The 25,522-nt window shown below is 62.5% G+C and carries 23 protein-coding genes; 8 read left to right on the top strand and 15 right to left on the bottom strand.

Annotation, left to right across the window (positions count from 1 at the left end; all coding sequences use genetic code 11):
* The first annotated feature begins 170 nt into the window (after positions 1-170).
* Positions 171-1,244 carry an MBL fold metallo-hydrolase gene (locus tag B0G73_RS16050; protein WP_106282294.1) on the top strand — a complete coding sequence of 358 codons (1,074 nt, stop codon included), beginning with the start codon at positions 171-173 and terminating at the stop codon, positions 1,242-1,244.
* A gap of 76 nt (positions 1,245-1,320) precedes the next feature.
* Here B0G73_RS16050 and B0G73_RS16045 read toward each other — a convergent pair whose 3' ends face one another.
* From B0G73_RS16045 to argS, 7 genes are all read right to left on the bottom strand, one after another.
* Positions 1,321-1,782: a DUF3828 domain-containing protein gene (locus tag B0G73_RS16045; RefSeq protein ID WP_106282293.1), complete on the bottom strand. Its 462-nt coding sequence runs from the start codon at positions 1,780-1,782 to the stop codon at positions 1,321-1,323.
* A 626-nt stretch (positions 1,783-2,408) separates the two neighbouring features.
* The gene (locus tag B0G73_RS16035; RefSeq protein ID WP_106282291.1) at positions 2,409-3,995 is read right to left on the bottom strand and encodes an ABC transporter substrate-binding protein; all 1,587 of its coding nucleotides are present in this window, start codon (positions 3,993-3,995) and stop codon (positions 2,409-2,411) included.
* A gap of 265 nt (positions 3,996-4,260) precedes the next feature.
* Positions 4,261-5,079 carry a cobalamin-binding protein gene (locus B0G73_RS16030; protein WP_106282290.1) on the bottom strand — a complete coding sequence of 273 codons (819 nt, stop codon included), beginning with the start codon at positions 5,077-5,079 and terminating at the stop codon, positions 4,261-4,263.
* 3 nt (positions 5,080-5,082) lie between these two features.
* Positions 5,083-5,862 (bottom strand): SDR family oxidoreductase, encoded by a 780-nt coding sequence (locus B0G73_RS16025; protein WP_106282289.1) that lies wholly within the window; start codon positions 5,860-5,862, stop codon positions 5,083-5,085.
* Positions 5,863-5,877: 15 nt separating this feature from the next.
* Positions 5,878-6,516, bottom strand: coding sequence for a thiol:disulfide interchange protein DsbA/DsbL (locus B0G73_RS16020; RefSeq protein ID WP_012431539.1), 639 nt, complete (start codon positions 6,514-6,516; stop codon positions 5,878-5,880).
* Positions 6,517-6,685: 169 nt separating this feature from the next.
* A complete protein-coding gene (locus B0G73_RS16015) occupies positions 6,686-7,507 on the bottom strand; it encodes an SPOR domain-containing protein (RefSeq protein ID WP_106282288.1) in 822 nt (273 codons plus the stop codon).
* 61 nt (positions 7,508-7,568) lie between these two features.
* Positions 7,569-9,359 (bottom strand): arginine--tRNA ligase, encoded by a 1,791-nt coding sequence (argS, locus tag B0G73_RS16010; RefSeq protein ID WP_106282287.1) that lies wholly within the window; start codon positions 9,357-9,359, stop codon positions 7,569-7,571.
* 443 nt (positions 9,360-9,802) lie between these two features.
* Between argS and B0G73_RS16005 the strand changes: the two genes are divergently transcribed.
* Positions 9,803-10,129, top strand: a complete 327-nt coding sequence (locus B0G73_RS16005) for a DUF1840 domain-containing protein (RefSeq protein ID WP_106282286.1) — start codon at positions 9,803-9,805, stop codon at positions 10,127-10,129.
* A 143-nt stretch (positions 10,130-10,272) separates the two neighbouring features.
* On the opposite strand, the gene B0G73_RS16000 is transcribed toward B0G73_RS16005, so the two are convergent.
* The 7 genes from B0G73_RS16000 to B0G73_RS15970 all read right to left on the bottom strand — a co-directional run bounded on the left by B0G73_RS16000 (position 10,273) and on the right by B0G73_RS15970 (position 18,653).
* Positions 10,273-10,482, bottom strand: coding sequence for a hypothetical protein (locus B0G73_RS16000; RefSeq protein WP_012431543.1), 210 nt, complete (start codon positions 10,480-10,482; stop codon positions 10,273-10,275).
* 159 nt (positions 10,483-10,641) lie between these two features.
* On the bottom strand, positions 10,642-13,359 hold the full coding sequence (gene metH, locus B0G73_RS15995) for a methionine synthase (protein WP_166679063.1): 2,718 nt from the start codon (positions 13,357-13,359) through the stop codon (positions 10,642-10,644).
* Between the two features lie 84 nt (positions 13,360-13,443).
* Positions 13,444-14,514, bottom strand: a complete 1,071-nt coding sequence (locus B0G73_RS15990) for a homocysteine S-methyltransferase family protein (RefSeq protein WP_106282285.1) — start codon at positions 14,512-14,514, stop codon at positions 13,444-13,446.
* Positions 14,515-14,818: 304 nt separating this feature from the next.
* Positions 14,819-15,076, bottom strand: a complete 258-nt coding sequence (locus B0G73_RS15985) for a DUF3567 domain-containing protein (RefSeq protein ID WP_007179533.1) — start codon at positions 15,074-15,076, stop codon at positions 14,819-14,821.
* Positions 15,077-15,193: 117 nt separating this feature from the next.
* Entirely contained in the window at positions 15,194-15,982 is a 789-nt protein-coding gene (locus tag B0G73_RS15980) for an alpha/beta fold hydrolase (RefSeq protein WP_106282284.1), read from the bottom strand.
* Positions 15,983-16,167: 185 nt separating this feature from the next.
* Positions 16,168-17,472: a DUF3108 domain-containing protein gene (locus tag B0G73_RS15975; protein ID WP_106282283.1), complete on the bottom strand. Its 1,305-nt coding sequence runs from the start codon at positions 17,470-17,472 to the stop codon at positions 16,168-16,170.
* Between the two features lie 278 nt (positions 17,473-17,750).
* Positions 17,751-18,653, bottom strand: coding sequence for an IclR family transcriptional regulator (locus tag B0G73_RS15970; protein ID WP_106282282.1), 903 nt, complete (start codon positions 18,651-18,653; stop codon positions 17,751-17,753).
* 128 nt (positions 18,654-18,781) lie between these two features.
* On the opposite strand from B0G73_RS15970, the gene B0G73_RS15960 reads away from it, so the two are divergent.
* From B0G73_RS15960 to rfaE2, 6 genes are all read left to right on the top strand, one after another.
* The gene (locus tag B0G73_RS15960) at positions 18,782-19,765 is read left to right on the top strand and encodes a fumarylacetoacetate hydrolase family protein (protein ID WP_106282281.1); all 984 of its coding nucleotides are present in this window, start codon (positions 18,782-18,784) and stop codon (positions 19,763-19,765) included.
* 256 nt (positions 19,766-20,021) lie between these two features.
* The gene (locus B0G73_RS15955) at positions 20,022-21,257 is read left to right on the top strand and encodes an ABC transporter substrate-binding protein (RefSeq protein WP_106282280.1); all 1,236 of its coding nucleotides are present in this window, start codon (positions 20,022-20,024) and stop codon (positions 21,255-21,257) included.
* 48 nt (positions 21,258-21,305) lie between these two features.
* A complete protein-coding gene (locus B0G73_RS15950; protein ID WP_106282313.1) occupies positions 21,306-22,193 on the top strand; it encodes an enoyl-CoA hydratase/isomerase family protein in 888 nt (295 codons plus the stop codon).
* 97 nt (positions 22,194-22,290) lie between these two features.
* The gene (locus tag B0G73_RS15945; RefSeq protein ID WP_106282279.1) at positions 22,291-23,106 is read left to right on the top strand and encodes a PhaM family polyhydroxyalkanoate granule multifunctional regulatory protein; all 816 of its coding nucleotides are present in this window, start codon (positions 22,291-22,293) and stop codon (positions 23,104-23,106) included.
* 561 nt (positions 23,107-23,667) lie between these two features.
* Positions 23,668-24,540: a ferritin gene (locus B0G73_RS15940; RefSeq protein ID WP_106282278.1), complete on the top strand. Its 873-nt coding sequence runs from the start codon at positions 23,668-23,670 to the stop codon at positions 24,538-24,540.
* A 153-nt stretch (positions 24,541-24,693) separates the two neighbouring features.
* Entirely contained in the window at positions 24,694-25,176 is a 483-nt protein-coding gene (rfaE2, locus tag B0G73_RS15935; protein WP_106282277.1) for a D-glycero-beta-D-manno-heptose 1-phosphate adenylyltransferase, read from the top strand.
* 91 nt (positions 25,177-25,267) lie between these two features.
* Here rfaE2 and B0G73_RS15930 read toward each other — a convergent pair whose 3' ends face one another.
* Positions 25,268-25,507 (bottom strand): hypothetical protein, encoded by a 240-nt coding sequence (locus B0G73_RS15930; protein WP_106282276.1) that lies wholly within the window; start codon positions 25,505-25,507, stop codon positions 25,268-25,270.
* Between the last annotated feature and the right edge of the window lie 15 nt (positions 25,508-25,522).

Here is a 25,522-nt window from a genome sequence, read left to right as displayed (position 1 = left end):
GGGCAGAAAATCGGATTGAACGATAGAATCGACGTTTACGTTATCGTCAACTTGAGTTGAACGCAACCAGGCGCAGTACGGCGGCGGTACGTCACTCGCACACGGCAACCACGCCGACCGGCATCGCACACCTTGCCATGCCGGACGGCCGACGGAGGAAGACACCCACAATGAATGCACTCGAACATCAACTCGACTACCCGTTCAACGACACCTTGCCGGACGCGGGCCAGGCGATGGAAGTCGCGCCAGGTGTGTTCTGGCTACGCATGCCGCTGCCTTTCGCGCTCGATCACATCAATCTCTGGCTGCTGCGCGACGAGATCGACGGCCAGCAGGGCTGGACGGTGGTCGACTGCGGTATCACCTCGGACACGATCAAGGAGAACTGGGAGAAAGTGTTCGACTCGGTGCTCGACGGCCTGCCGGTGCTGCGTGTGATCGTGACGCATTGCCATCCCGATCACATCGGTCTCGCGCACTGGATTTGCGCGGGCGGCGACAAAAAACGCTGGGACGTGCGGCTATGGATGACGCTCGGCGAATACATGCAGGCACGCGTCATGGCTGCCGGCGACGGCTCGAATGCGGGCGGCGAGGGCGCGGCACGACACTTCGCGCGACACGGCGTGACCGACGAAGAGTCGCTTGAGAAATTGCGCAATCGCAAGAGCTATTACGCGAGCCTCGTGCCGGCGATTCCGGGGCAGTATCGCCGGTTGCGGGAAGCGGACGGCGTGGAGATTGGTGGCAAGATCTGGCGCGTGGTGACCGGCTTCGGCCATTCGCCCGAACACTGCGCGTTGTTCTGCGAAGAAACCGGCGTGCTGATTTCCGGCGACATGGTGCTGCCGCGCATTTCGACTAACGTGTCGGTGTTCGATATGGAGCCGGAAGGCACGCCGCTCGCGTTATATCTGGAGTCGCTAGGCCGTTACGAAACGATGCCGGAAGACACGCTCGTGCTGCCTTCGCACGGCAAGCCGTTTCGCGGCGTGCGCACGCGCATCCGCCAATTGCGCGAGCATCACGACGCGCGTCTAGCCGAAGTGCGCGAGGCGTGTGCGGAGAAACCGCAGAGCGCCGCGGATATCGTGCCGCTGATGTTCAAGCGGCAACTCGATATCCATCAGATGACGTTTGCGATGGGTGAAGCGCTAGCGCACTTGCATCTGCTGTGGCTTGCGGGTGAGTTGAAGCGTAAGCAGGATGCGGATGGGGTGATTCGGTTTTCGCCGGCGTGATCGAGGTGGTGTGTCGATGGGAGAGGAAAGCCCGCAGGCGGGGGCTTTTCAGTGGTCAATGCGGCACTGAAACGTACTATTTGTCATCTTGCGTATCGTCGATCTTGGTGATCTTCCAGACCCCATTCTGTTTGCGCAGAAACGCAAGAATGGTTTTCTTCTCTGCGGATCCGAACGTAACGGGAACAAGCGCGACATCGTCAAGCATGATCGCGGGATGCGTTGCAATGTGCGCGAGCCAATCCTGCTCGTCGTAATCCTGTACCTTTGTGAAGTACTCGGCCCTTTCGGCAAACGTGTTTTGCTTATATTCGGCCCTCAGGAAGTCGACGGTCGATCTCGATACGTAGCGATAGACCTCCTTGTCCATGAGAGCATAGCCGCGGTCTTCTGAATCCCGCTTGATAAACCATGTATAGAAAGCCTTGGTACTGGCCTCGGGCGTCGTGGCCTGGCGCATCTGCGCGAGCGCCAGCGGCTGAAAGAAACTGCCGGAAATGACGAAGAGCACCGCAATAAGCATGAAGATTTTTCGCATGATGCCGCTCAGTCGTGACGGTAAATTTGATAAGGTGGACGTGCGCTTCGGTATGCTGGGCCGGGATAAAAGCCGTATTGTTGTCTGAAATCGGAAATCCAGATTCGTCCGTCGTACATGGCCATATGACCGTCCGGATGGTTCGCGATGGCCTGGATCACGACGACATCCCCTTTCTGCGGATTTGCGTCGCTTACCTCATAAAAGCCTGTGCAGATTAACGAAGAGCCATAGTTCCTCGCGGAGTACATCACCATGAGTGAAATTCCGCCGCGCTGGATTGCCTCTCGCACGTATCTTGCGCAACGTTGGTGGCTTGAAGATTCCGCATGCCATTGAAGATAGTCGACAGCGGAATTTATATTCCAATAAGACATAAAATAGGTATCCAAATTAAATTTGAATCCTAACGTCGTTCGTTGATGTGGTGCTAAAAAAATGACAAACTTTTAACGTTTTCTGCAATTAATGCGTATTGCAGAAGTCTTTTTCATCGAGATACCCGTAATGCATATCGTATTGCGCGAATTAGTAATCGAGCCTCGGATGCCGGTAAAGCAAAAAAAGCCCGGTGCTTTCGCAACCGGGCTTTCTTTCGCATGCGGCACGCTCGAACGCGAACGCGATTACTGCACCGACACTGTCCCGAAGTTCTGGCGCCCAAACGGACTCACGTGATACCCACTCACGTTCGTGCGCGCGATCGCCGCAGCGGTCGGATACCCAAGCGGAATCCACAGCGCCTGATCGTGAATGATCTGCTGCGCCTGTTCATACGCCTTCGTGCGCTTGGCCTGATCCGGCGTTGCTTTGCCGTCGGCGATCAGCTTGTCCAGATCCTGGTCGCAGAACCGCGCGAAGTTGATCCCCGACTTCACCGCGTTGCAACTGAATAGCGGCGACAGGTAGTTGTCCGGATCGCCGTTGTCGCCGGCCCAGCCCATGAAGAGCGAATCATGCTGGCCTTGCTTGGCCTGCTTGATCAACTCGCCCCATTCAATCACCTTCACGTCGGCCTTCACGCCGATCTTTGCGAAGTCGGCCTGCAGCAGCTCGGCGCCGGCCTTTGGATTCGGATTCAGCACGCTGCCGTTCGGCCGCACCCAGATCGTCGTTTCAAAACCGTTCGGGTAACCCGCGTCGGCGAGCAGCTTCTTTGCCTTCGCCGGGTCGTACGGCCACGCCTTCACGGCCTTGTCGTAGCTCCACGTGTTCGGCGGATACGGGTTCACGGCCGGCGTCGCCGTGTTGTCGAATACGGTCTTCAGATACATGGTGCGATCGAACGCCATGTTCAGCGCGGCGCGCACCTTCTGGTTGTCGAGCGGCTTCTTCTGCGTGTTCAACGCGACGAACGCCGTCATGAACGCGGGCGTCTGCACGATGGCAAGCGACTTGTCCGTCTTGGCATCAGCGAGGTCCTGCGGCTTCGGCGACAAAGCGATCTGGCATTCGCCCGCCTTCACTTTCTGCGCCCGCACCGTGGCGTCCGGCGTGATCGCGTAGATCAGGCGGTCGATCTTCGGCTTCGGGCCCCAGTAGGACGGATTCACGTCGTAGCGAATCACTGCGTCTTTCGTATAGCTCTTCAGCTCGAACGGACCCGTGCCGATCGGCTTCGAGTTCAGATCGACCTGCTTGCCGGCCTTGAGCAACTGATCGGCGTATTCAGCCGAATAGATCGAGGCGAAACCCATGGTCAGGATCGACACGAAGGTCGCGTCGGGCGCGTTCAGTTCGAACTTGACGGTGTTGTCGTCGACCTTGCTGATCGACTTGATGAGCTTCGGCAGACCCATCGACTGCGCATGCGGGAAGCCGCTCGCGCCCGCCACCTTGTGCCACGGATTGCTGTCGTTGAGCATGCGGTCGAACGTGAAGACGACGTCGTCCGCATTCAGCGCGCGCGTGGGCTTGAAGTAATCAGTGGTCTGGAACTGCACGTTCGGGCGCAGATGGAACGTGTAGGTGAGGCCGTCGGGGCTCACGTCCCACTTGTCGGCCAGCGCCGGCACCACTTTCTTCGCGGCCTCGTCGTACGAGACCAGCGAGTTGAAGATCACGTCGGCCGACGCGTTGGTCGTGACGAGCGAATTGAACTGCACGACATCGAAGCCGTCGGGGCTCGACTCGGTACAGACGGTCAGCGGTTTGGCGAGCACGAGCGCGGGCGCCGTGAACAGTACGGCGGCTGCGAGCAGTTTGAAGCGCATAGGATCTCCCATAACAAGCGCAGTCAGGCAGTGCGTCTGGTTGTGTGGTTATGTTCCGTTGACGAAGGACGGGCGGCCTTGCGGCGTAGCCGTCATCTTTATTGTGATACGTTTCCGGCGCTGGCGCATGGGTCGGCTGTTGCCGACGACGCGCGCGGGCCTTCGCGAAAGCTTATCGAAGGGTGGTTGCGGCGACAACAACATAATCCGCATATTCATATGGCGGGGGCGGCGCAGGTTTAAGGCGCGCTGTCCTTGCACGCGCTCAGGCCGCCGCAGCGCGCTGCAGCAGGTAAGCGATGCCTTCGATTGCGCGCACGCCGTACCACGACACCATTTCCCCATCAATTAACTCAATGCGCTTGCCGGCCAGGCGCGCGTCGCGTTTCAGCGCGTCGCAATGGACCTGTGTGAAGCGATACGGCTCGCTGGAGAGCAGGATACGGTCGACCTGGGCGAGCCACGGCGCGGTGTCGAAGTCGAGCGTCGGGTAACGCGCGGCGCCTGCCGCACCGCCTTGCACGTCCGGCAGTGTGTGCCAGTTGACGAGCCGCAGCATCGTCGAGATATAGGTGTCGCGCGCTACGGTCATCCACGGTTCGCGCCAGATCAGATACAGCACGTTTTGCGGAATGAACGCACGCGCTGCCGCGTCGCAAAGGCGGGCTTCGAGCGCTTCGCTCAGGCGCTGCGTTTCCTGCGCACGGTCGAAAATCGCGCCCAGCAGCGAATAAAGCGCCAGATTGTCCCGAGGCATTTGAGGATGCGTCACGACGATATGCGGCACGAACGCCCGCAACTGCTCGACCGTATCGCGTTCGTTTTCGTCGATATTGACGATCAGATGGGTGGGGCGCAACGCACGAATGGCGTCGAGGTTCACGGCCTTGGTGCCGCCGACCTTGCGTACCTGCTGCACCTTGTCGTGCGGATGCACGCAAAAGCCGGTGCGGCCAACAATCTGCTTGTCGAGACCAAGCGCAAAGAGCAGTTCAGTGATGCTCGGCACCAGCGAAACAATGCGCGTCGCGGCGCCCGCTGGTTCGTGCGCGACGCCGGCTGCATCGACCGCACGGGGTTGCATGGCTTACTCGGCTTCGGCAGCGGCGCGCGGCTTGCGCGGCGCACGCTCGAAAGCGCGGTCGTACAGCCAGCGCGGCAGCACGTGCAGGAGCATGGCCACCACGCGCATCTGCCAAGGAAACACCGCGAACGCCGTTCGACGCTCGATTGCCTGTGCCACCTTGAGCGCGAAACGGTCGGCGTCCATCAGGAACGGCATGGTGTACGGGTTGTGCTCGGTCATGGGCGTGCGGATATAGCCGGGCGCAATCGTCACCACGCCGACATCATGCGGCCGCATTTCGACGCGCAACGCTTCCAGATATTTGAGCGCCGCCGATTTCGACGCGCTGTACGCGCCGGACCCCGGCAAGCCGCGCACACTCGCGACACTGGCGATTCCCACCAGCGTGCCGCGTTTGGCTGCGATCATCGCGGCGGCGAACGGTTCGAAAGTCGCGACCATGCCGAAGTAATTGATATCCATCACTTCACGGAAGGTGCGCAGATCGCCATGACCGGTGAGCGCGCCGCGGCTGATGCCGGCGTTGGCGATCACCACGTCTGGCAGGCCGTGCCGCGTGATGAACTGCGCGGCCGCATCGGCGAGCGCTTCCGCGTCGCGCACGTCGACGGAATAGATGGAGACAGTGTTTTGCGGATGGGACTTCTGGAAGGCGGCGAGGGCGTCGCCGCGGCGGGCAACCAGGCCGAGAATCGCGCCGCGCCGCGCATATTCGGCGGCGAGCGCGAGGCCTATGCCACTCGAAGCGCCGGTAATGAAAACCTTCAGGGGGGAACTCATTCCGGCGCCTTAGCTTTACATCTTCTTGGCGCGGACCTGGGCGACCAGGTAGTCGAGCACCTGGATCGTGCCCGGCAGGCTGTTGGTCGCCGCCGGGCCGGTTTCATACTTGCCCTGCACGGCCAGCGTCGGCACGCCGTCAATCTTGTAGTCGTCCAGCAGCTTCTTGTCCTTCTGCAGCGCGCTTTGCGTCGAGAACGAGTTGTACGCGTCCATGTACTTCTTCGGATCGACGCCGTTCTTCGCGAGGAATTTGGCCTGATCTTCCGGCGTCAGCAGATAGTCCTTGTTGACGTGGATTTCATTGAAGACTTTCGGCGTGAGCTGCGTGGCGAGGCCGAGCGCGTCGAGCGCGTGGTACATCTTGGAGTGCGGAATGAAGTCGTCGCGGAAGGCGACCGGCACGCGCTTGAACACCACGTCCGGACCCTGCTTCTTCACCCACGCTTCGAGGTACGGGTTGAATTCATTGCAGTGCGGGCAGCCGTACCAGAAGAATTCGGTGACTTCGATCTTGCCGGCGGGCACGTCGGTGGGCTGCGCGGTGGGCAGCACGGTGAAATCCTTGCCCGACACCGGCGCGGTGGGCGATGCCTGTGCCGAGGCGGCAACGAGGCCCAGCGAGAGGAACAGAATGCTCAGCAGTTTCTTCATGTTGTTGACCCAAGTAGGCGTAGAACGGTGGCGCCACGCAAATGCCCGTCACCGTCTTCAAGATTCGGCGTTGAACGGTTTGAACCGTCCGTCGTGCTTGTGACACGCGCCGCACGCCGATAGTTCGGCGGCGGCGCGTTCCGGCAAATCACCGTGTATTTATTGTGGCTTATTGCTTCGTGAAGCGGATCACTGCGGTATCCACGCCCGCGTCCGACAGACGCTGACGGCTCGAATTCATGTCTTCGAACTTCGAGAACGGCCCGATACGCACGCGGTAATACGTGACGCCGCCGGCGTCGCGCTGCGTGACTTTCGATTCGAAGCCCTGGAAGGCGAGGCGCGCGCGCTGCTGTTCGGCGTCCGCCGAGGTCTTGTACGCGCCCACTTGCAGGAAGTAGCCGGTGTTCGCATCGCCGGGCGCGGGCGCCGCGCCCGAACCGGGCTTGGCGTTCGCGGCCGTGGTGGACGAACTGCTCTTCGGCGCCGAACCTGCCGCGGTGGCGGCCGGTGCGCTGGAGGCTTGCGGCTTCTTCGCCGGCGTGGTGGCCGTGCCGTTGCCGTTATCCTGCGCGGGCTTCGGTGCGACCGCCGTGCCGTTCGCATTGCCGTTGTTGGCGTTAGAAGGCGGGACCTCGACGATCTGCGGTTCTTCCAGCATGCCCGACTGCGTCTGCGAGTTGGTCTGGCCCGGCGCGGTGTTCGGCGGCGCAGGTTGCGCGGCTTGCGGCACAGGTTGACCTGGCGTCTTGCCTTGCAGCGGACGGTTCGGGTCGTATTGCGGCTGGTTGGCGCTGGAAGAATCGGACGCCGCAGGCGGCGCCACCTTCGAGACGAAAGGCGTAGGCGCACGGGTGATATACAGCGCAACCACTACCGCGATCGCAAGGCCGACGATCAGGCCCAGCACGATTCCGAGAAAAGTGCCCCCGGTTTGTTTCGATTGCTTTGTTGTGCGGCGTGGTTTTGCCATCGTATGAATCACCTGCAAAAAGAATCCTGGAACGGCCGTCGATTATAACGACGGCCGCATGCATGTTGCGCCGGAGGACTTACATCTTGGCGGGAGCGGAGACGCCGATCGTCGCGAGACCGTTGGCCAGCACTTGACGCGTGGCCGCGAGCAGCGCCACGCGTGCATTGCGCTCGGCCGCATCGTCGACCAGCACGCGCTCGGCACGGTCATTGTAGAACGAGTGGAATTCCCCGGCGAGGTCGCGCAGATAGAACGCGACCGCGTGCGGCGCGAGTTCGTCGGCGGCGTGTTGCAGCATGTCCGGGAATTCGGCGAGCTTGTTCAGCAGGGCCATCGCGCGTTCGCTGGTGAGCGGCGAGACGTCCACGTCCGCCAGCGTGCTTTCGTCCGTGCTGTAGCGCGCCTTGCATTCGGCGATGACCGAGCAGATCCGCGCGTGCGCGTATTGCACGTAATGCACCGGATTCTCGTCGTTCTGCTTCAGCGCGAGGTCGATGTCGAACACGAATTCCGTATCCGCCTTGCGCGAGATCAGGAAAAAGCGCACGGCGTCGCGGCCGCGTCGAATCGTTTCCTCGTCGATCAGATCGACGGCGGCTTCCGAGCCCGGCGTGGCGCCGCCCGACCATTCGATCAGGTCGCGCACCGTCACGTAACTGCCGGCACGCTTGGAGATCTTCACCTCTTCGCCGTTGCGCATGACCGTGACCATCTTGTGCAGGATGTAGTCGGGGTAGCCCTTCGGAATGCCGACGCCGAGACCTTGCAGGCCGGCGCGCACCCGCGCGATCGTGCCGTGGTGGTCCGAACCCTGAATGTTGATGACCTTGGTGAAGCCGCGTTCCCACTTGGCGACGTGATAGGCGACGTCCGGCACGAAATACGTGTAGGTGCCGTCGCTCTTGCGCATCACGCGGTCTTTGTCGTCGCCGTCGTCGGTGGTGCGCAGCCACAGCGCGCCTTCCTGTTCGTAGGTCTTACCGGCGGCGATCAAGGCCTCGACGGTCTTCTCGACCCGGCCTTCCTTGTACAGCGACGATTCCAGATAGTACTGGTCGAACTTCACGCCGAACGCCTGCAAGTCCATGTCCTGCTCGCGCCGCAGGTACGCCACGGCGAAGCGGCGGATCGCTTCGAGGTCTTCGACGTCGCGCGCGCCGGTGACCGGCTCGCCGTCGCTCGCGGCCACGGTGACGCCGTTCAGATAGTCTCGCGCGATCTCGGCGATGTACTCGCCGTTGTATGCCGAAGCCGGCCAGCCTGCGTCGCCGGGAGCGAGGCCGCGCGCGCGTGCCTGGGTCGACAGCGCGAGTGTCTGGATCTGCACGCCGGCGTCGTTGTAGTAGAACTCGCGGTGCACATCATAGCCTTGTGAGGCCAGCACGTTCGAGAGCGCGTCACCGAGCGCGGCCTGACGGCCGTGGCCGACGTGCAGCGGGCCGGTGGGGTTGGCCGAGACGAATTCGATCAGCACATGCTTGCCGGCGTCGCGCTGGGAACGGCCGAAGGCTTCTTTCTCGACGAACACGGCGGCGATCACAGCCTGCTTGGCGGCGGACGCGAGGCGCAGGTTGATAAAGCCGGGGCCGGCTACTTCGGCGGCTTCGACGAGGCCTTTGGCCTGCGGTTGCGCGAGCAGCGCGTCGACAATCTGTTGCGCCAGCTGACGCGGACTGGCGCGCAGCGGCTTGGCGAGTTGCATCGCCACGTTGCACGCGACGTCGCCGTGCGCGGCGACCTTGGGGCGCTCCAGCGTGATGGTGGGCGACACGAACGCGGCTTCGCTCGAGCCTTGCGAGGCGGTCGCGACCTGCTTCACCGTGTCGGCGAGCAGTGTTTCGAGAGTAAGTTTATGTGCAGGCAGCATGCTTGTTGCGAGTCCAGTGAGGCAATCCGGTGATGCGGGAGAGGCGCCGGCCGCGCGAGGCGCAACCGGTTCGTCAGAAGCGTGGAAAGCGGCACGCACTTGCCGAAGCGCGGCGGGCGCAATGCGCCCGCAATCAGGCACGTTGTCTGCAACGCCTCAAATGCGGTGCCGGCGGCCTGCCGTGGCGTTGACCGCTGGGCGGGCCGCGGCGGTTCGCGGGTTGTGCTCAACCGGCCTGGCCACGTTACACGCCCTTCGCCGCGCGGTGCATTGCGGCACGCTTTTCCGTCCAGACGGATTTTAGCAGGTGCTAATATGTTCAATGAGATGCCCAACAAGGGCCGTGGCCGCTGCGCCTGATCGGCGAGCCAACGTAACGCGCGCTGGCAGCCGCCTTTGGGCGGCTTGCGCGCCAATCCAACATAACGAAAAAGGGAACAGTCATGCTGATTACTTTCAAATGCCGCGCCTGTCCGGACGTGATGATGCTGGAAAATCTCGCGCAGTATCTGGTCGGCATCGTCGGCAAGCGGCTGGGTGAGCGCGGCGTGATCACTCACGACGAAGCGGGGCTGGCCATCGAGAAGCTCGAGGCAGCCATTACCTTCGACAAGCAGGAACGTGCCGAGCACGACGGCCATTTTCACGAAGGCGAAGACGGCCACGAGCATCACGAAATTCCGCCGGGACTCGCGCAGCGCGCGTATCCGTTCCTCGACATGCTGCGCGCGGCGCAGAAGGAAAACGCGGATATCGTCTGGGGTCTCTGATCCCACGCTGAACCGCTGTGCGCGGCGTTCGAAAGAGCCGTGGCACCCGGCGGGGCGAAACCTTGCGCACCAATGAAAAGAGCCCGCTTAGTGCGGGCTCTTTGTCGTTCAGAGATTCAGACCGACCGGCGCTGCCGTGCCGCTTACTGGCTGGCGGCGTCCGCCGGCGCGGCTGCGGGAGCCGACGCACCCTTCTTCGCTTTCTGTTTCTTCGGTTTCTTGACGTGTTTCACCGTGGGCGGCGAATACGAACTGACCGAGCTGGAACCGCCAGGCGCGGCGGGCTGGGCCAGCGCCGCCGTGGCGCCCAAGGCAAGCGAAACAGCGGTCAACAACAGCGTCAGCTTCTTCATACGATTTTCTCCGTTGACGATTGCAATTATTAAGCCGACGCGTTTTGGCCGCGTCTGGCGGGGTCAAGCCGCCTCAGTCTACAAAGCCGAAAATTACGTTGCCGCAAATATTCAGTCTTTCAAGCCCGATATAGTGGGGTTCCCGCCACGCCCGACGGCTTACAGCAAAGGCGCCAAGGCCCGCTCCGCATCCGTTTTCGACAGCGCCATGCGCTTTGCGTAGTCTTCCAGTTGGTCCTGACCGATCTTGCCGACCGAGAAGTATGTGCTGTCCGGATGCGCCAGATAGAAACCGGAGACGCTCGCCGCCGGCAGCATGGCCAGCGACTCGGTCACACTCATGCCAATTTCCGTGGCGTGCAGCACGTCGAACATGTCGCGCTTCACCAGATGATCCGGGCAGGCCGGATAGCCGGGCGCTGGACGGATGCCGTGGTACTTTTCCGCGATCAGATCTTCGTTGGAGAGCGTTTCGGCGTTCGCGTAGCCCCACAGGTCGCGCCGCACGCGTGCATGCAGCGCTTCGGCGAAGGCTTCGGCGAAACGGTCGGCGAGTGCTTTCAGCATGATCGCGCTGTAGTCGTCGTGATCCTTTTCGAACTGCTTTTCCTTCACGTCGACGCCCAGACCCGCCGTGACCGCGAACATGCCGATGTAGTCGGCCACGCCCGAGTCCTTCGGCGCGATGAAGTCGGCAAGCGACCGGTTCGGCCGCATCACGCCGTCCACCACCGGACGCACGCTCTGCTGGCGCAGATTGCGCCATGTGAGCGCGACTTCCGAGCGCGATTCGTCCGTGTAGATTTCGATGTCGTCGTCGTTCACCGTGTTGGCCGGCAACAGCGCGATCACGCCGTTCGCTTGCAGCCAGCGGCCCTGGATCAGGCGCGCGAGCATCGACTTGCCGTCCGAGAACACGCGCCGTGCCGATTCACCGACGATCTCGTCATTGAGAATGGCCGGATACGGGCCGGCCAGATCCCACGTCTGGAAGAACGGGCCCCAGTCGATATAGTTCGCCAGTTCGCTCAGATCGAAATTCTTGAACACGCGGCGGCCGATGAACTTCGGCTTGACCGGCTGATAACTCGCCCAGTCGACCTTGGTCTTGTTGGCGCGAGCCTCGGCCAAAGTGACCATGGGCTGCGCTTTCTTGTTGGCGTGCTGAACGCGGATCCGGTCGTAATCGGACTTGAGTTCGTCGAGATACTTTGCCGCGCCTTCGTCGGACAGCAGGCTCGACGCCACGGAGACCGAGCGCGACGCGTCCGGCACGTAGACCACGGGCCCTTCGTAGTGCGGAGCGATCTTCACGGCGGTATGCACACGTGATGTGGTCGCGCCGCCGATCAAAAGCGGAATCTTCTTCACGCGGAAGTAGTCGTCTCGCTGCATTTCCGAGGCGACGTAGGCCATTTCTTCGAGGCTCGGCGTGATCAGTCCGGAGAGCCCGATAATGTCCGCGCCTTCGACCTTCGCCTTCGCGAGAATGTCGTTGCAGGAGACCATCACGCCCATGTTGACCACTTCGAAGTTATTGCACTGAAGCACCACCGAGACGATGTTCTTGCCGATATCGTGCACGTCGCCCTTCACCGTGGCGATGACGATCTTGCCCTTCGCGCGCACGTCGGCGCCGGCTTCGGCGAGCTGCTTCTTTTCTTCTTCAATGTACGGAATCAGATGCGCGACGGCCTGTTTCATCACGCGTGCCGACTTGACCACTTGCGGCAGGAACATCTTGCCCTGACCGAACAGGTCGCCGACGATGTTCATGCCGTCCATCAGCGGACCTTCGATCACGTTGATCGGGCGGCCGCCATCAGCGGCGATCTTGGCGCGCACTTCTTCGGTGTCTTCGACGATGAAGTTGGTGATGCCATGCACGAGCGCGTGCGACAGGCGCTTCTCGACCGGCTGGTTGCGCCATTCGAGGTTCTCTTCTTTCTTCGCGGCGCCGGTCTTGAACTTGTCGGCGATTTCGAGCAGCCGGTCTGTACCGTCTTCACGGCGGTTCAACACCACGTCTTCCACGCGTTCGCGCAGCTCCGGATCGAGGTCGGCGTACACGCCGAGCTGGCCCGCGTTGACGATGCCCATGTCCATGCCCGCCTGGATCGCGTGATACAGGAACACGGTGTGAATCGCCTCGCGAACCGGATCGTTGCCGCGGAACGAGAACGACACGTTCGACACGCCGCCGCTCACTTTCGCGTACGGCAGATTCTCTTTGATCCAGCGTGTGGCGTTAATGAAGTCGACAGCGTAGTTGTTGTGTTCTTCGATGCCGGTTGCGATCGCGAAGATGTTCGGATCGAAGATGATGTCTTCTGGTGGGAAGCCGACTTCGTTCACGAGGAAGTCATACGAGCGCTTGCAAATCTGCGTTTTGCGCTCGAAGGTGTCGGCCTGGCCTTGTTCGTCGAAGGCCATCACCACCGCGGCCGCGCCGTAGCGGCGAATCAGGTTCGCGTGGTGGCGGAACGCATCTTCACCTTCCTTCAGGGAGATCGAGTTGACGATCGCCTTGCCTTGCACGCACTTCAGGCCCGCTTCGATCACTTCCCATTTCGACGAGTCGATCATGATCGGCACGCGCGCGATGTCCGGTTCCGAGGCGATCAGGTTCATGAAGCGCACCATCGCCGCTTTCGAATCCAGCATGGCTTCGTCCATGTTGACGTCGATGACCTGTGCGCCGTTTTCGACCTGCTGGCGCGCGACCGCGATCGCATCGTCGAACTGGTCGTTCAGGATCATTCGCGCGAACGCCTTCGAGCCCGTCACGTTGGTGCGTTCACCGACGTTGATGAAAAGCGTCCCGGACGTGACGTTGAACGGCTCGAGGCCGGAAAGGCGCATGGTGTGATCGGTCATGGCGTATGTGCTCGATTGCTGCGATTAAGTGCGTCGTGTTCGATAGCGGAAGTGTGGCGGCGGCTCGACGAGACGCGGCTGGACTCAGGCCGCGTCGCGGTATTGCGTCGGCCATTGGCGCGGCTTCACCTCAGCCAACGCCTGCGCAATCGCCGCAATATGCTCCGGCGTCGTGCCGCAGCAACCGCCCGCAATATTCACCAACCCAGCCTGCGCGAACTCCTTCAGTAAGCCCGAAGTATCCGCAGGCAGTTCATCAAAGCCCGTATCGCTCATCGGATTCGGCAAGCCCGCATTCGGATAGCACGACACATACGTATCGCAGAGCTTGGCCAGTTCGGCGATATACGGCCGCATCAACGCCGCGCCCAACGCGCAGTTCAAACCGAACGTGAGCGGCTTCGCATGACGCAGCGAGTTCCAGAATGCTTCAACCGTCTGACCCGACAGAATGCGCCCCGAGGCGTCGGTGACGGTGCCCGAGATCATGATCGGCAAACGCTCGCCGGTGTCCTCGAACAGTTCGTCGAGCGCGAACAGCGCGGCCTTCGCATTGAGCGTGTCGAAAATGGTCTCGACGAGGAACAGATCGGCACCGCCGTCGAGCAAGGCCTTGGCCTGCTCGTAGTAGGCCGCGCGCAGTTCGTCGAACGTCACGTTGCGCGCGCCCGGATCGTTCACGTCGGGGGAAATGCTCGCGGTTTTCGGCGTCGGTCCGATTGCGCCGGCGACGAAGCGCGGCTTGTCGGGCGTCGAATACTTGTCGCAGGCGGCGCGGGCCAGTTTCGCCGACTCGAGATTCATTTCGACGGCAAGGTCTTCCATGCCGTAGTCCGCCTGAGCGACCGTGGTCGCACCGAACGTGTTGGTTTCGATGATGTCCGCGCCCGCCGCCAGATACTGCTCGTGAATCTCGCTGATGATCTGAGGCTGCGTGATCGACAACAACTCGTTGTTGCCCTTGATGTCGCGCCCGTAGTCCTTGAAGCGTTCGCCGCGATAGCGGGCTTCGTCGAGCTTGTAGCGCTGGATCATCGTGCCCATTGCACCGTCCAGGATCAGGATGCGCGACTTGAGCAGCGCGGGCAGCGCTGCGCCGCGCGTATAGGCGGCGTCGGGGCGGACTGGCGTGGCGGTTCGGGCGGGCTGGTTCATGGCGGACAAGGGCTTGCGCCGGCTTTTTCGGGAAACCTGTCATTGTAGCCGCTGCCGGCCAGATGCGCCCGGCGCGGGCGGAGCAGCGGCCTTCCGCTGTCGAAGCATGCTGCCTGGGAAAACGGAAAGCGGCGAGACAAAAAAGCACCGAGGCGTCATAAAGAAAACGGCCCAGCGAGGCAAAAGCCTGCTGGGCCACTTCATATTTGCCGACCAACTTGTAAAAGCCGCCTGCTTGCCCGATTGCGGGGGCTGACGGCGCGGTCGATGTATGTCGCCAAAAACGCTAAGCCAAACCTCGCGGTTAGTGAAGAATCACCGGTTGATGCATCAGGCTGTCGAACTGGCCGAGGAATTCGTCTACTTCATCCAGCGACGGTTCCTCTTCGATCAGCTTTTGCACGTGCTCGCGAAAACGCGCCGCCATTGCTCCGTCGATATAGATCTCACGCTGCATGTTTTTGTCGACGATCTCGTAGCCGCCGGACTTCATGGCCAGCGGGCCTTCCTGCGGCGGAAACTCGACGACACAATAGTTGGGGCTGTTGTAGATCATTTGCATGGCGACACTCCTTATTTCCGTTGGCTCCTGGCCATTCCTGCGCCATAGGTGGAGCGTATGGTTTGGAATTCAAGGGGTGGGTCCGGATTGACGCTTGTAAAGTTCCGAACCTACCGGTTAGACCGGCCTTTCAAGAAACGTTTCAAGCAGTGCAGCAAAACGGTGAGATTGCTCGATGGGCGCAAGGTGAGCGGCATCCAGCAGTTCGAAGCCTGCGCCTTCGATGGCGTCTGCTATCGCCTGCGTAGCAGCAGGCGGCGTGCCCGTGTCGTGGCGGCCCGCCACGGTCAATGTTGGGCATCGGATTGTTCCCAGCTTACTGCGTACGTCGAAATCGCGCAGAGCTTCGCACGCCATGGCGTAGCCTTCTGGCAACGTGTTGGTCAACACGTCGCGGATTTGCTCGACTGCTTCGGGGTGCGCGGACTGAAAATCGGGGGTCAGCCAGCGGCTCAACGTCGCGGGAACGAGCGACGCCATGCCACTGTCACGGGCCGCGGCGGCGCGCTGATCCCACGTGGCGCGGGCTTCCTGCGGCGTGCCGCCGCTGCTGTCGGCGATCGTCAAGGTATTGACGCGCGCGGGATGATCGAGTGTAAATTGCTGCGCGATCATGCCCCCCATCGACATGCCGACCAGATGCGTACTGGGTGCGCCGAGTGCATCGAGCAGCGTGGCGAGATCGTGTGACAGATCGACGATGCCAAAGGGCGCGCCGGATGCGGCGGTCTTGCCGTGACCACGCACGTCGTAGCGCAGTACGGTGTAGTCGTCGCGGAAATAGCCGGCGAGTTGATCCCACACGGACAAATCGCCGCCGAGCTGATGGATGAACGTCAGCCACGGGCCGCCGCCCTCGTTGCTCAACACATAGCGCGTCTCGATACCGTTGATGTTCACTTGCATGCGGGCTCCTTTGAAAGGGAACGCAGTGGAAGGTCCATTCGCGCGCTGGGTGCCGCCTGGCCACTTGCCTGCAGGGCTGATCAATATACGCAGCATATTCGCGAACGGATGCAGCAGGCGGTGCGAGTCAGCTTCATGGCGGAAGTTTCGCCGCTCAGATAGAAACTCTCTTCAAGTTTGCGGGCTCAGGGTTTGATGATGCCGGGCGTATTGCCGAGGTCGGTCGGATCGACCCGCGAGCCGGGCGCAGCTTCAGGCATAGCTGCCGATGCGGCCGGAAGCGGAGGCGGAGCCGAGAGTGCGGCTGAATTGTCAGGAGAAGCCGCGGCCGCGTCACCATTGCTGTTGGGAGCGCTGCCACCCATGTCGGCATTGAGCTTGCCGCGCCACACCAGTTCGAATTGCGTGCCGTTCGGCTCCGTCTGAACGATGCGCGCAGGCAGCCAGCCGAGCGACGGCGCGAGCCACACGTCGATGCGGCGCAAATCGCCGTCGTGGCGGGGCAGCCGTTTGAAATGACGCGTGTCGAGGAAACCTTCGGCCGTGCGGATAGTTTCGTCGCCGATCGTCTCGACCGGCCAGTTCTCGCCGCTATCGTTGTCGACCACGAAGAACTGGCGCGTCACGCCCGGCTTGTAGGCGCCAGGGTCGCCGCGCACGAGGCTCGCGAGCTGCATCACCATGCTGAAGCGATCCTGCGCGCCGTCGGGCAACGGTAAGGTGGACGGTGTGCGCGTAAATGCGATCTTCTTGTCGGCGCGGTTAAAGATGGCGATGTCTTCCGCCCGGCGGCCGCGTTTTTCGACGTACTGGTCCGGCGCGAGACCGAAGGCGTCGATACGGCCATGGCTCGCGTACACGAAGGTGCCGATAAAAGGCAGCGGCACGGAGACGATCATCTCGTAGCTTTGCGCGTTGCTGGTCCAGTGGATCGTGCCGGGCTGGTTGCGCACGCCGTTGTAGAACGTGTCGTACTGGAGTTCGCCCGATGGCGGGACGGAGAATTTCACGCCTGGCGACGCTTGCGGCGCGCTCGCGGCAGCGGGTGCGCTGGCCGTGCCGGTGACGCTGGCGACGTTCGCTGCCGCGTTGACGCTCGACACAGCGCCCGGAGCGCTTGCAACGGCTTCCGATGCCGCGACAGGTGCCGCCGGCGCGGCTTGCTTTGCCGGCCGCAGCGCGGTCAGCACATGTTCGCGCGGCTTGCTCGCAGCGGCGTGGCGAGCGGGCACCGGTTCAGGCGCGGGCAACGCGGCGGTGGCCGGTTTGCGTTCGATACGTTGGGGCGTCAGCAATGCAACCTGAACCGGCACGTGTTGATTGTCGGAGGGATTCAGGTTCGCGCGATTTCGCTCGACCCATTGCGCGGCGATCCAGTGCAAAGCGGCCACGATCAACAGCACCACGATCCAGCGCCACGCGCGCAAACCGGTGCGCGGCCCGCTGGGCGGCGTGCGATTGGAACGGTGGGTGGCGGGGGCTGAGGACATCGGTCAGTGCTTGTGTGCGGGCGGGTAGCTTCGAGATTGAGTCGCAGCGCGTGCGAGCGGGGTGAATACGACAACGGCGCCAGGCCTGATGCTTGAAGCGTACAAGGCGGGCAGCGAACCGATTCGACCGCATCGCCGCGAGCGATGTTCCGCGCGGTTGAAAACACGCGCACGTTCAAGACCCGGAACAGTACACGCAGCGCGGTGCCGCCATGCTTGCCGGCTGGTTTCGCGTCAAACCCTGCAACGCGCCACGCACCCAACGCGCCGCATCACACCTATTCGTCGCGCGGCGATGCACTATACCCCAGCTCATACGAGAGCTTTTCTGCGCAGTCGCGCAACGCCGTATCGATCTCGCCGCCCCAGCGAATATCGAACGCGCCCTCATGACCGAGTGCGATGAGCCCAAGCGCGAGTTCGCCGGTCGAGTCGAACACCGGCATGCAGAACGCGTGAATGGTCGGCAGCAACATGCCTTCGACACGCGCCGCCTGGTGCTCTCGCACCTGCGCGAGGACCTGTTCGACTTCATCGCGCGTGCGGGGCGCGCCGATATGCGACGAACGGCGCGAATCAGCCAGTTCACGTTCGAGCATCGCGGCAGTCTTTCTCGACGGCAGATATGCGGCGAACAACAGGCCGGTGGCGGAGCTGAGCAGCGGCATCACATCGCCGAGTTTGAGCGACGCCTTTGCCGGATAGCTCGATTCCATCCAATGCACCATGGTCGGCCCCTGATTGCCCCATACCGCGATGCCGACCGTCAGATCGAGCCGGTCGCGCAATTCGGAGAGCGCGATGCGCGCGAGCTTGACGCCGTCGACGCGCGCGAGCCGCGCGAGTCCCAGTTGCAGCGCGAATCCGCCCAGCTCGTAACGGCCCGACAGCGGGTCTTGCGACACCACACCGAGGCGCAGAAAACTCACCAGATAGCGATGCGCTTTTGCCGGGCTCATGCCGGCACGCTGGGCGAGATCGCGCAGCATCATGGCGCGCGGCTCGCGGGTCAGCACATCGAGCAATTTGAAGCCGACTTCAATCGACTGGATGCCCGAGCGCAGCTTTTCCTCGCCGCCATCGACACTTTCGCCGCCTTCGTCGTCGGATTCGGCCGGGTCGAGCGGTTCAGCGGAGTCGGCGTCGGTGCGGATAGCGCCGGAGCGGGCAGTTGGAGGCATGAGCGAGGCGCGAGCAGCGCATTCAAAAAGTGACACACGGGTGAGGCGGACCGCCGGCACTTGGGCCGGGCCGATTCACCATCGTAGAATAGATTCCTTCTATCGTCACTAACACGGTTCATTCCTCTATGAAACTTGCCACGCTGAAGGACGGCACGCGCGACGGTCAGCTGATCGTCGTGTCCCGCGACTTGCACACCGCGGCTGTCGCCGACGCGATCGCGCCCACGTTGCAACGCGTGCTCGACGACTGGGCCTTCTACGCGCCGCAACTGCAGGATCTCTACGACGCGCTCAATCAGGGCCGCGCGCGCAACACTTTTCCGTTCGACGCCAAGGAATGCATGGCGCCGCTGCCGCGCGCGTTCCAGTGGGCCGACGGCTCGTCGTATGTGAACCATGTCGAACTGGTGCGGCGCGCGCGCGGCGCGGAAATGCCGCCGGAGTTCTGGACCGATCCGCTGATGTATCAGGGCGGCAGCGACGACTTCATCGGACCGAAAGACGACGTACTGTGCGCATCCGAAGCATTCGGCATCGACTTCGAGGCGGAAGTCGCCGTGATCACCTCCGACGTGCCGATGGGCGCCACGCCCGACCAGGCGCTCAGAAGTGTGCGTTTGATCACGCTCGTCAACGACGTGTCGCTGCGCAATCTGATTCCCGCCGAACTCGCGAAAGGCTTCGGCTTTTTCCAGAGCAAGCCGGCGACGTCGTTCGCGCCGGTCGCGGTGACGCCCGACGAACTCGGCGAACACTGGCGCGAAGGCCGCGTGCATCGGCCGATGATCGTCCACTGGAACAACAGGAAAGTCGGCCAGCCGGATGCCGGCACGGACATGGTGTTCCACTTCGGCCAGTTGATCGCGCACGCCGCGAAAACGCGCAATCTGCGCGCGGGCGCGATTGTCGGCTCGGGCACGGTGTCGAACAAGGACGCCAAGCGCGGCTATTGCTGTATCGCCGAGAAGCGCTGCCTCGAAACCATCGAGCACGGCGCGCCGCAGACCGAGTTTATGAAGTACGGCGATACGGTGAAAATCGAAATGTTCGACGAAGCGGGCAAGTCGATTTTCGGTTCGATCGACCAGGGCATCGCGCCACTGGATTGACGCACCGCCGTTGTGCGGAACGTGGCCTGCCGGTCACGCCCGCATTCGCGTGCTTCGTTCCGATCCGAAAGGGTTTCGCCCGATGCCACGGCGAGTGCGCGCGGCTACACTGACTGGCGCGACGGCATGGCCGGGGTGGCTGACTGCGGGTTCCTCGCAGGACTGTCGCGAAGCCGCGTATGAACGGCACGTGAGCAGGGCATGAGCCGGGACATCGGCAGTACATCAAAACGAAAAACCGACGTGAGGAGACAGCATGCCGCGAATCGAATTCCTTGAACCCGAAACCGGGCGCGCTCGCGCGTCCAGCTACTCGCGCCTGACGCCCTTGCGCGATCACCTAGCGCGCTGCACCGTCGCGTTATGCGCCGCGCTTGCCAGCGTGTTGCCCGGCATCGCGTTGGCGCAAGTGAAAATCGGCCTCGTGCTGTCGCTCACCGGACCGGCCGCGTCGCTCGGCATTCCCGCGCGCGACACGGTCGCGCTGCTGCCCAAACAGATCGGCGGTCAGAGCGTCGAATACATTGTGCTCGACGATGCATCCGATACCACGCAGGCCGTGCAGGACACCAAGAAGCTGATCTCCGAGAATCGCGTCGACGCGATCATCGGGTCGTCCATCACGCCGAATTCGCTGGCGATGATCGACGTGGTCGCCGAAGGTCAAACGCCGATGATCTCGCTGGCCTCGTCGGCGAAAATCATCGAGCCGGTGGATGCGAAACGCCACTGGGTCTTCAAGACGCCGCAAACCGACGCGATGATGGCGTCGGCGATTGCCGAACATGCCAGCCTGCACGGCGTCAAAACCATCGCGTTCATCGGCCAGGCCGACGCGCTCGGCGAGACCTTCTATACCGAGGTCGCGAAGTTCGCGCAACTGCATCACATCGACATGGTGGCGAGCGAGCGCTTCAATCGCACCGATCCGAGCGTGACCGGCCAGGTTCTCAAGATTCTCGCGACGCATCCCGACGCGGTGGTGGTGGGCGCGGCCGGCACGCCCGCCGCCTTGCCGCCGAAGACACTGAGGGAGCGCGGCTACAAAGGCCTGATCTATCACAATCACGGAGTCGGGAATAACGACTTCCTGCGCGTGTGCGGCGCCGATTGCAATGGCACCTTCCTGCCCGCGAGTCCGGTGCTGGTCGCCGCGCAATTGCCGGCGGATCATCCGGCCAAGCGGCTCGCGCTCGACTACATCGCGCGCTTTGAAGCGGTGCGCGGCGCGGGCAGTGTCTCGGCGTTCGGCTCGTACACGTGGGACGCGGGCATGTTGCTCAACAACGCCGTGCCGATCGCGTTGAAGAGCGGCGCGCCGGGCACGCCGGAATTTCGCCGCGCGCTGCGCGATGCGCTCGAAGCGACACGCGGTCTCGCGGATACCAATGGCGTCGTCAACATGAGCGCCACGGATCACCTCGGGCTCGATCAGCGGGCGCGTGTGATGGTCGAAATCAAGAATGCGAAGTGGGTTTATCAGCCGCGTTGAATGAACGCTGCACGGTTCAACGAAACACCGATATACGGATTGCTCATCATGTCTCAGGCACCACACCGGAACGACGCGTTCTACGCGCACTACCAGTCGCTTCAGTTGCATCGCCATCCGCATGGCGTGCTCGAAGTCGTGATGAGCGGTGAGGGCGCCAACAAGAGCGCGCTTGCTACCGCCAACGCGCGCATGCATTTCGAACTCGCGGAAATCTGGCGCGACATCGACCGCGATCCCGACACGCGTGTGGCGATCATTCGCGGCGAAGGCAAGGGCTTTTCGGCGGGCGGCGACCTGCAACTCGTCGAAGACATGGCCACCGATTTCGACGTACGCGCAAGGGTGTGGCGCGAGGCGCGCGATCTGGTCTACAACGTGATCAATTGCAGCAAGCCTGTTGTATCGGCGATGCACGGACCGGCGGTAGGTGCCGGGCTCGTGGCGGGGCTGCTCGCCGACATCTCGATCGCGACGAAGACAGCGCGGATCATCGACGGTCATACGCGTCTCGGCGTGGCCGCCGGCGATCACGCGGCGATCGTCTGGCCGCTTCTGTGCGGCATGGCGAAGGCCAAGTATTACCTGATGCTGTGCGAGCCGGTGAGCGGCGAAGAGGCGGAGCGCATCGGCCTCGTCTCGCTCGCCGTCGACGAAAACGATCTGCTGCCCAAAGCATTCGAGGTCGCGCAGAAGCTGGCCAACGGCTCGCAAACGGCGATTCGCTGGACCAAGTACGCGTTGAACAACTGGTTGCGCTCGGCGGGGCCGGCGTTCGATACCTCGCTCGCGCTCGAATTCATGGGCTTTGCCGGGCCGGATGTACGCGAAGGCGTCAACTCGCTGCGCGAGCGGCGCGCGCCGGATTTCGGCGGCGCCGATCCGTGGCGCGGTCAGCCGTCGAACGGCGGCGCGACAGGCGGCGAGCGTTCCTGAGGCCGCCTCCCGCACGGTATGATCGAAACAGGACGCGCCCGGAACGGCGCCCCTTCCTTACCGCTTCTTCTCCAATTTACGCAGCGAGGCGACAAGCATGACCGACACTCCTGACTCCACGCCGCCCTTTCCCGGCTTTCCCGGTTTCCCGCCCGCTGAAATGCTAGAACGCATGTGGGGAATGATGCGGCTGTCGCCGTTCGGCTCGGCTTTTTCGGGCACGCAGCCGGCCGGCGGCGGCCTCGGGCCTTCGCTCTCGATGATGTCCGACATGATGGCGCCGCTCACCAATGTCGAGGAACTCGACAAGCGCATCACCGACATGCGGGCGGTCGAACAATGGCTCAAGCTGAATCTGAGCATGCTGCAGTCCGCGATTCAGGCGCTCGAAGTGCAGCGCGCGACGCTCGCAACACTGCGCGCGTTCGGCGCGTTCGCGCAGTCGTCGATGTCGCAACCCGCGGCGGAGTCGGCCGCGCCGAGTCCCGCGGCCGCGAGAGGCTGGCCGCATCCGGCGGCGCCTGCATCGGCGCCGGCGTCGGCTGCCGCGACGAGCGCCGCTGCTTCGGCTGAGGAGCCGGCGGGTGGGGAAGAGGAGGCGCCGGCCACGCCGCCATTCGACGCATCCGCATGGTGGAATCTGCTGCAATCGCAGTTCAACCAGATCGCCCAGTTCGCGATGACGCAACCACCGGCCGTCGGAGCGGGCGCCGAGGCGTCTGATTTCGTTCCGGACGACGATGCGGCCGCTTCGCCAGCGGGCGGGGAGCCAGCGCCCAACGCGCCGCAGGCGCGGGACGCGGAAGCCGCTGAGTCGGAAGCCAAGCGGCCGGCCGCGAAGCGGGCGCCTGCGGCGACAAAGCGCACGAGCGGCGCAAGCGCCAGTCCGAAAACCACGAAAAAGTCTACTTAAGGCAGGAATGAAATGCTGCGGCGTGACGCGGGTATTAAAGACACACAGAAGGCCAGGTTCGCCGTCTGTCACGCTTTTGACCCCGATCGTCCGCCACACTCCGCGAATCGCACGATTTCTTGCGCACGGTCAGCCAGGCACCGGAATTGCGACTGTTACGGCGCGGGTTCGGTCAAGTCAGCGTGCTATCATTGTGTAAGCTTAATTAGGCTTTTGGGCGTGCGCTGAAAACTACCAATCCAGCCGCCCTTGCTCCATTCGCGGCCGGCAACACCGGCGCAGGGCTGGACGGTGCGGTTTTCATCGCAAACTGGCTCGACCTCAGGCACGGGGTATCCCTCACCCACGGTTGGCCGCGCAGCGCGTAACGTAGGACTAGTCGCGCATGCGCAAACGCCTGGACTTCTTTGCCGCCAGTGCATCTAGGCGGCAGATTACCGCGTAAAATTGAATGCTTGGCCGGCAAACGGAGCACATACGGTGCGACCCGTTCGTCGTGAGCAAAAGTACTACAACGTAGTAGTGACAGACACACAGTATGCGCAGAACAGGGGTGGGACTATGAACACCATGCTTTATCCGGAACTTTATAAATCGCTCGAATCCGTTCGATGGGACATGGAGAAAGACATTCCCTGGGACAAGTTCGACGCTTCGCTATTGACCGACGAGCAGGCAGCGACGATCAAGATGAACGCGATCACCGAATGGTCGGCGTTGCCCGCCACGGAAATGTTTCTCCGTGACAACCATCACGACAGCGATTTCTCCGCGTTCATGAGCGTGTGGTTCTTCGAAGAACAGAAGCATTCGCTGGTGCTGATGGAATATCTGCGCCGCTTCAAGCCGGAAATGTGCCCGACCGAAGAAGAACTGCACGCCGTGCGCTTCGAATTCGATCCGGCGCCGCCGCTCGAAACGCTAATGCTGCACTTCTGCGGCGAGATCCGCCTGAATCACTGGTATCGCCGTGCGGCCGAATGGCACACCGAGCCCGTCATCAAACACATCTACGAAACCATTTCGCGCGACGAAGCGCGGCATGGCGGCGCCTATCTGCGCTACATGAAGAAGGCCATGGCGCAAACCGGCGACATTGCGCGCGCCGCGTTTGCGAAGATCGGTGTGCTGATGGCCTCGGCTCGCCGCACGGAAAAGCCGCTGCACCCCACCAACCTGCACGTGAACCAGGCACTGTTCCCGCGCGACACGATTCAGTCGCGTCTGCCGGATCCGGAGTGGCTGGAACGCTGGCTCGACGAACAGATCCGTTTCGACGACGGCTGGGAAAAGAAAGTGGTCGAGCGCATTCTGCACAACCTGTCCATTCTGTTCGAGCGCACGTTCAATACCGCGCAGGAATTGAACCGCTACCGCAAGGAAGTGGTTCTGCGTCTGCAGGCTGAGCAGAAGTCGGCGGAGCAACCGGCCTGAGGGTCGCGAGCATGTGATTCGGTTTGCGGCGCCGCGCGCCGCGAACTGGTTTAAAAGAAAACGGCCTGGCGCATTTATGTGCGCCAGGCCGTTTTGTTTCATGCGACCCATCGTGTATGGTGACGACACCTTCCTGTCCTTTCCGATTTCTCCATGGCTGCCATTTTTGAACGCAAGATTCTCACGCGCGATGCACTGGTGACGCTGCGTCCCTCGCTGAAGGCGCCGGTTGTGTTTACCAACGGCGTGTTCGATATCCTGCATCGCGGGCACGTGACTTATCTCGCCGATGCCAAGGCTTTGGGCGCTTGTCTGATCGTCGGTGTGAATAGCGATGCGTCGGTGCGCATGCTCGGCAAAGGCGACGACCGGCCCATCAATAACGAGGCTGACCGCATGGCCTTGCTGGCGGCGCTGGAGAGTGTCGACTACGTGGTGTGCTTCGGCGAGAAGACGCCCGTCGAGCTAATTTCGGCGGTGCGGCCGGACGTGCTCGTGAAGGGCGGCGACTACGACATGGACGTGTTGCCCGAGTCGGCCATTGTGCGAAGCTGGGGCGGTAAGGCGTTGGCGATTCCCTTCGAGCACGACCGCTCGACGACCGCGCTACTGAAGAAAGTTCGCACGCAAGGCTAGTGGCCGGCTGCGGCGCGAGTCTCTCACCAGCTTCGGGACTCGCGTCGCGCGCGTCGAAACGCGCTTCGCACGCAGCAAGACAGCGAGCGACTTACTGCGAAAGCGCGGATGCCGCGATCGGCGCCACCGGCGCCGGACCGCCTACAACGGCTTGGTCGGCAGCCTCCGCGGCAGTGACCGGCTGCACCTTCAGCCATTCCTGATGAACCTGGCGATTCAGATGGTTGGGCTCGCGTCCGCCGGCTGTGGGCGTCGGGCCGAACACGCCGCGCACTGCGACGAATGCCAGCATATTGGCAAGAAACAATATGGCGATCAGCCAGCGCAGCATTATTGGTTTTCCCCG

Source organism: Paraburkholderia sp. BL25I1N1 (assembly GCF_003002025.1).
Lineage (GTDB): Bacteria > Pseudomonadota > Gammaproteobacteria > Burkholderiales > Burkholderiaceae > Paraburkholderia.
The sequence above is the reverse complement of the archived record's forward strand: the minus strand, read 5'-3'. Positions and strand labels throughout refer to the sequence as shown.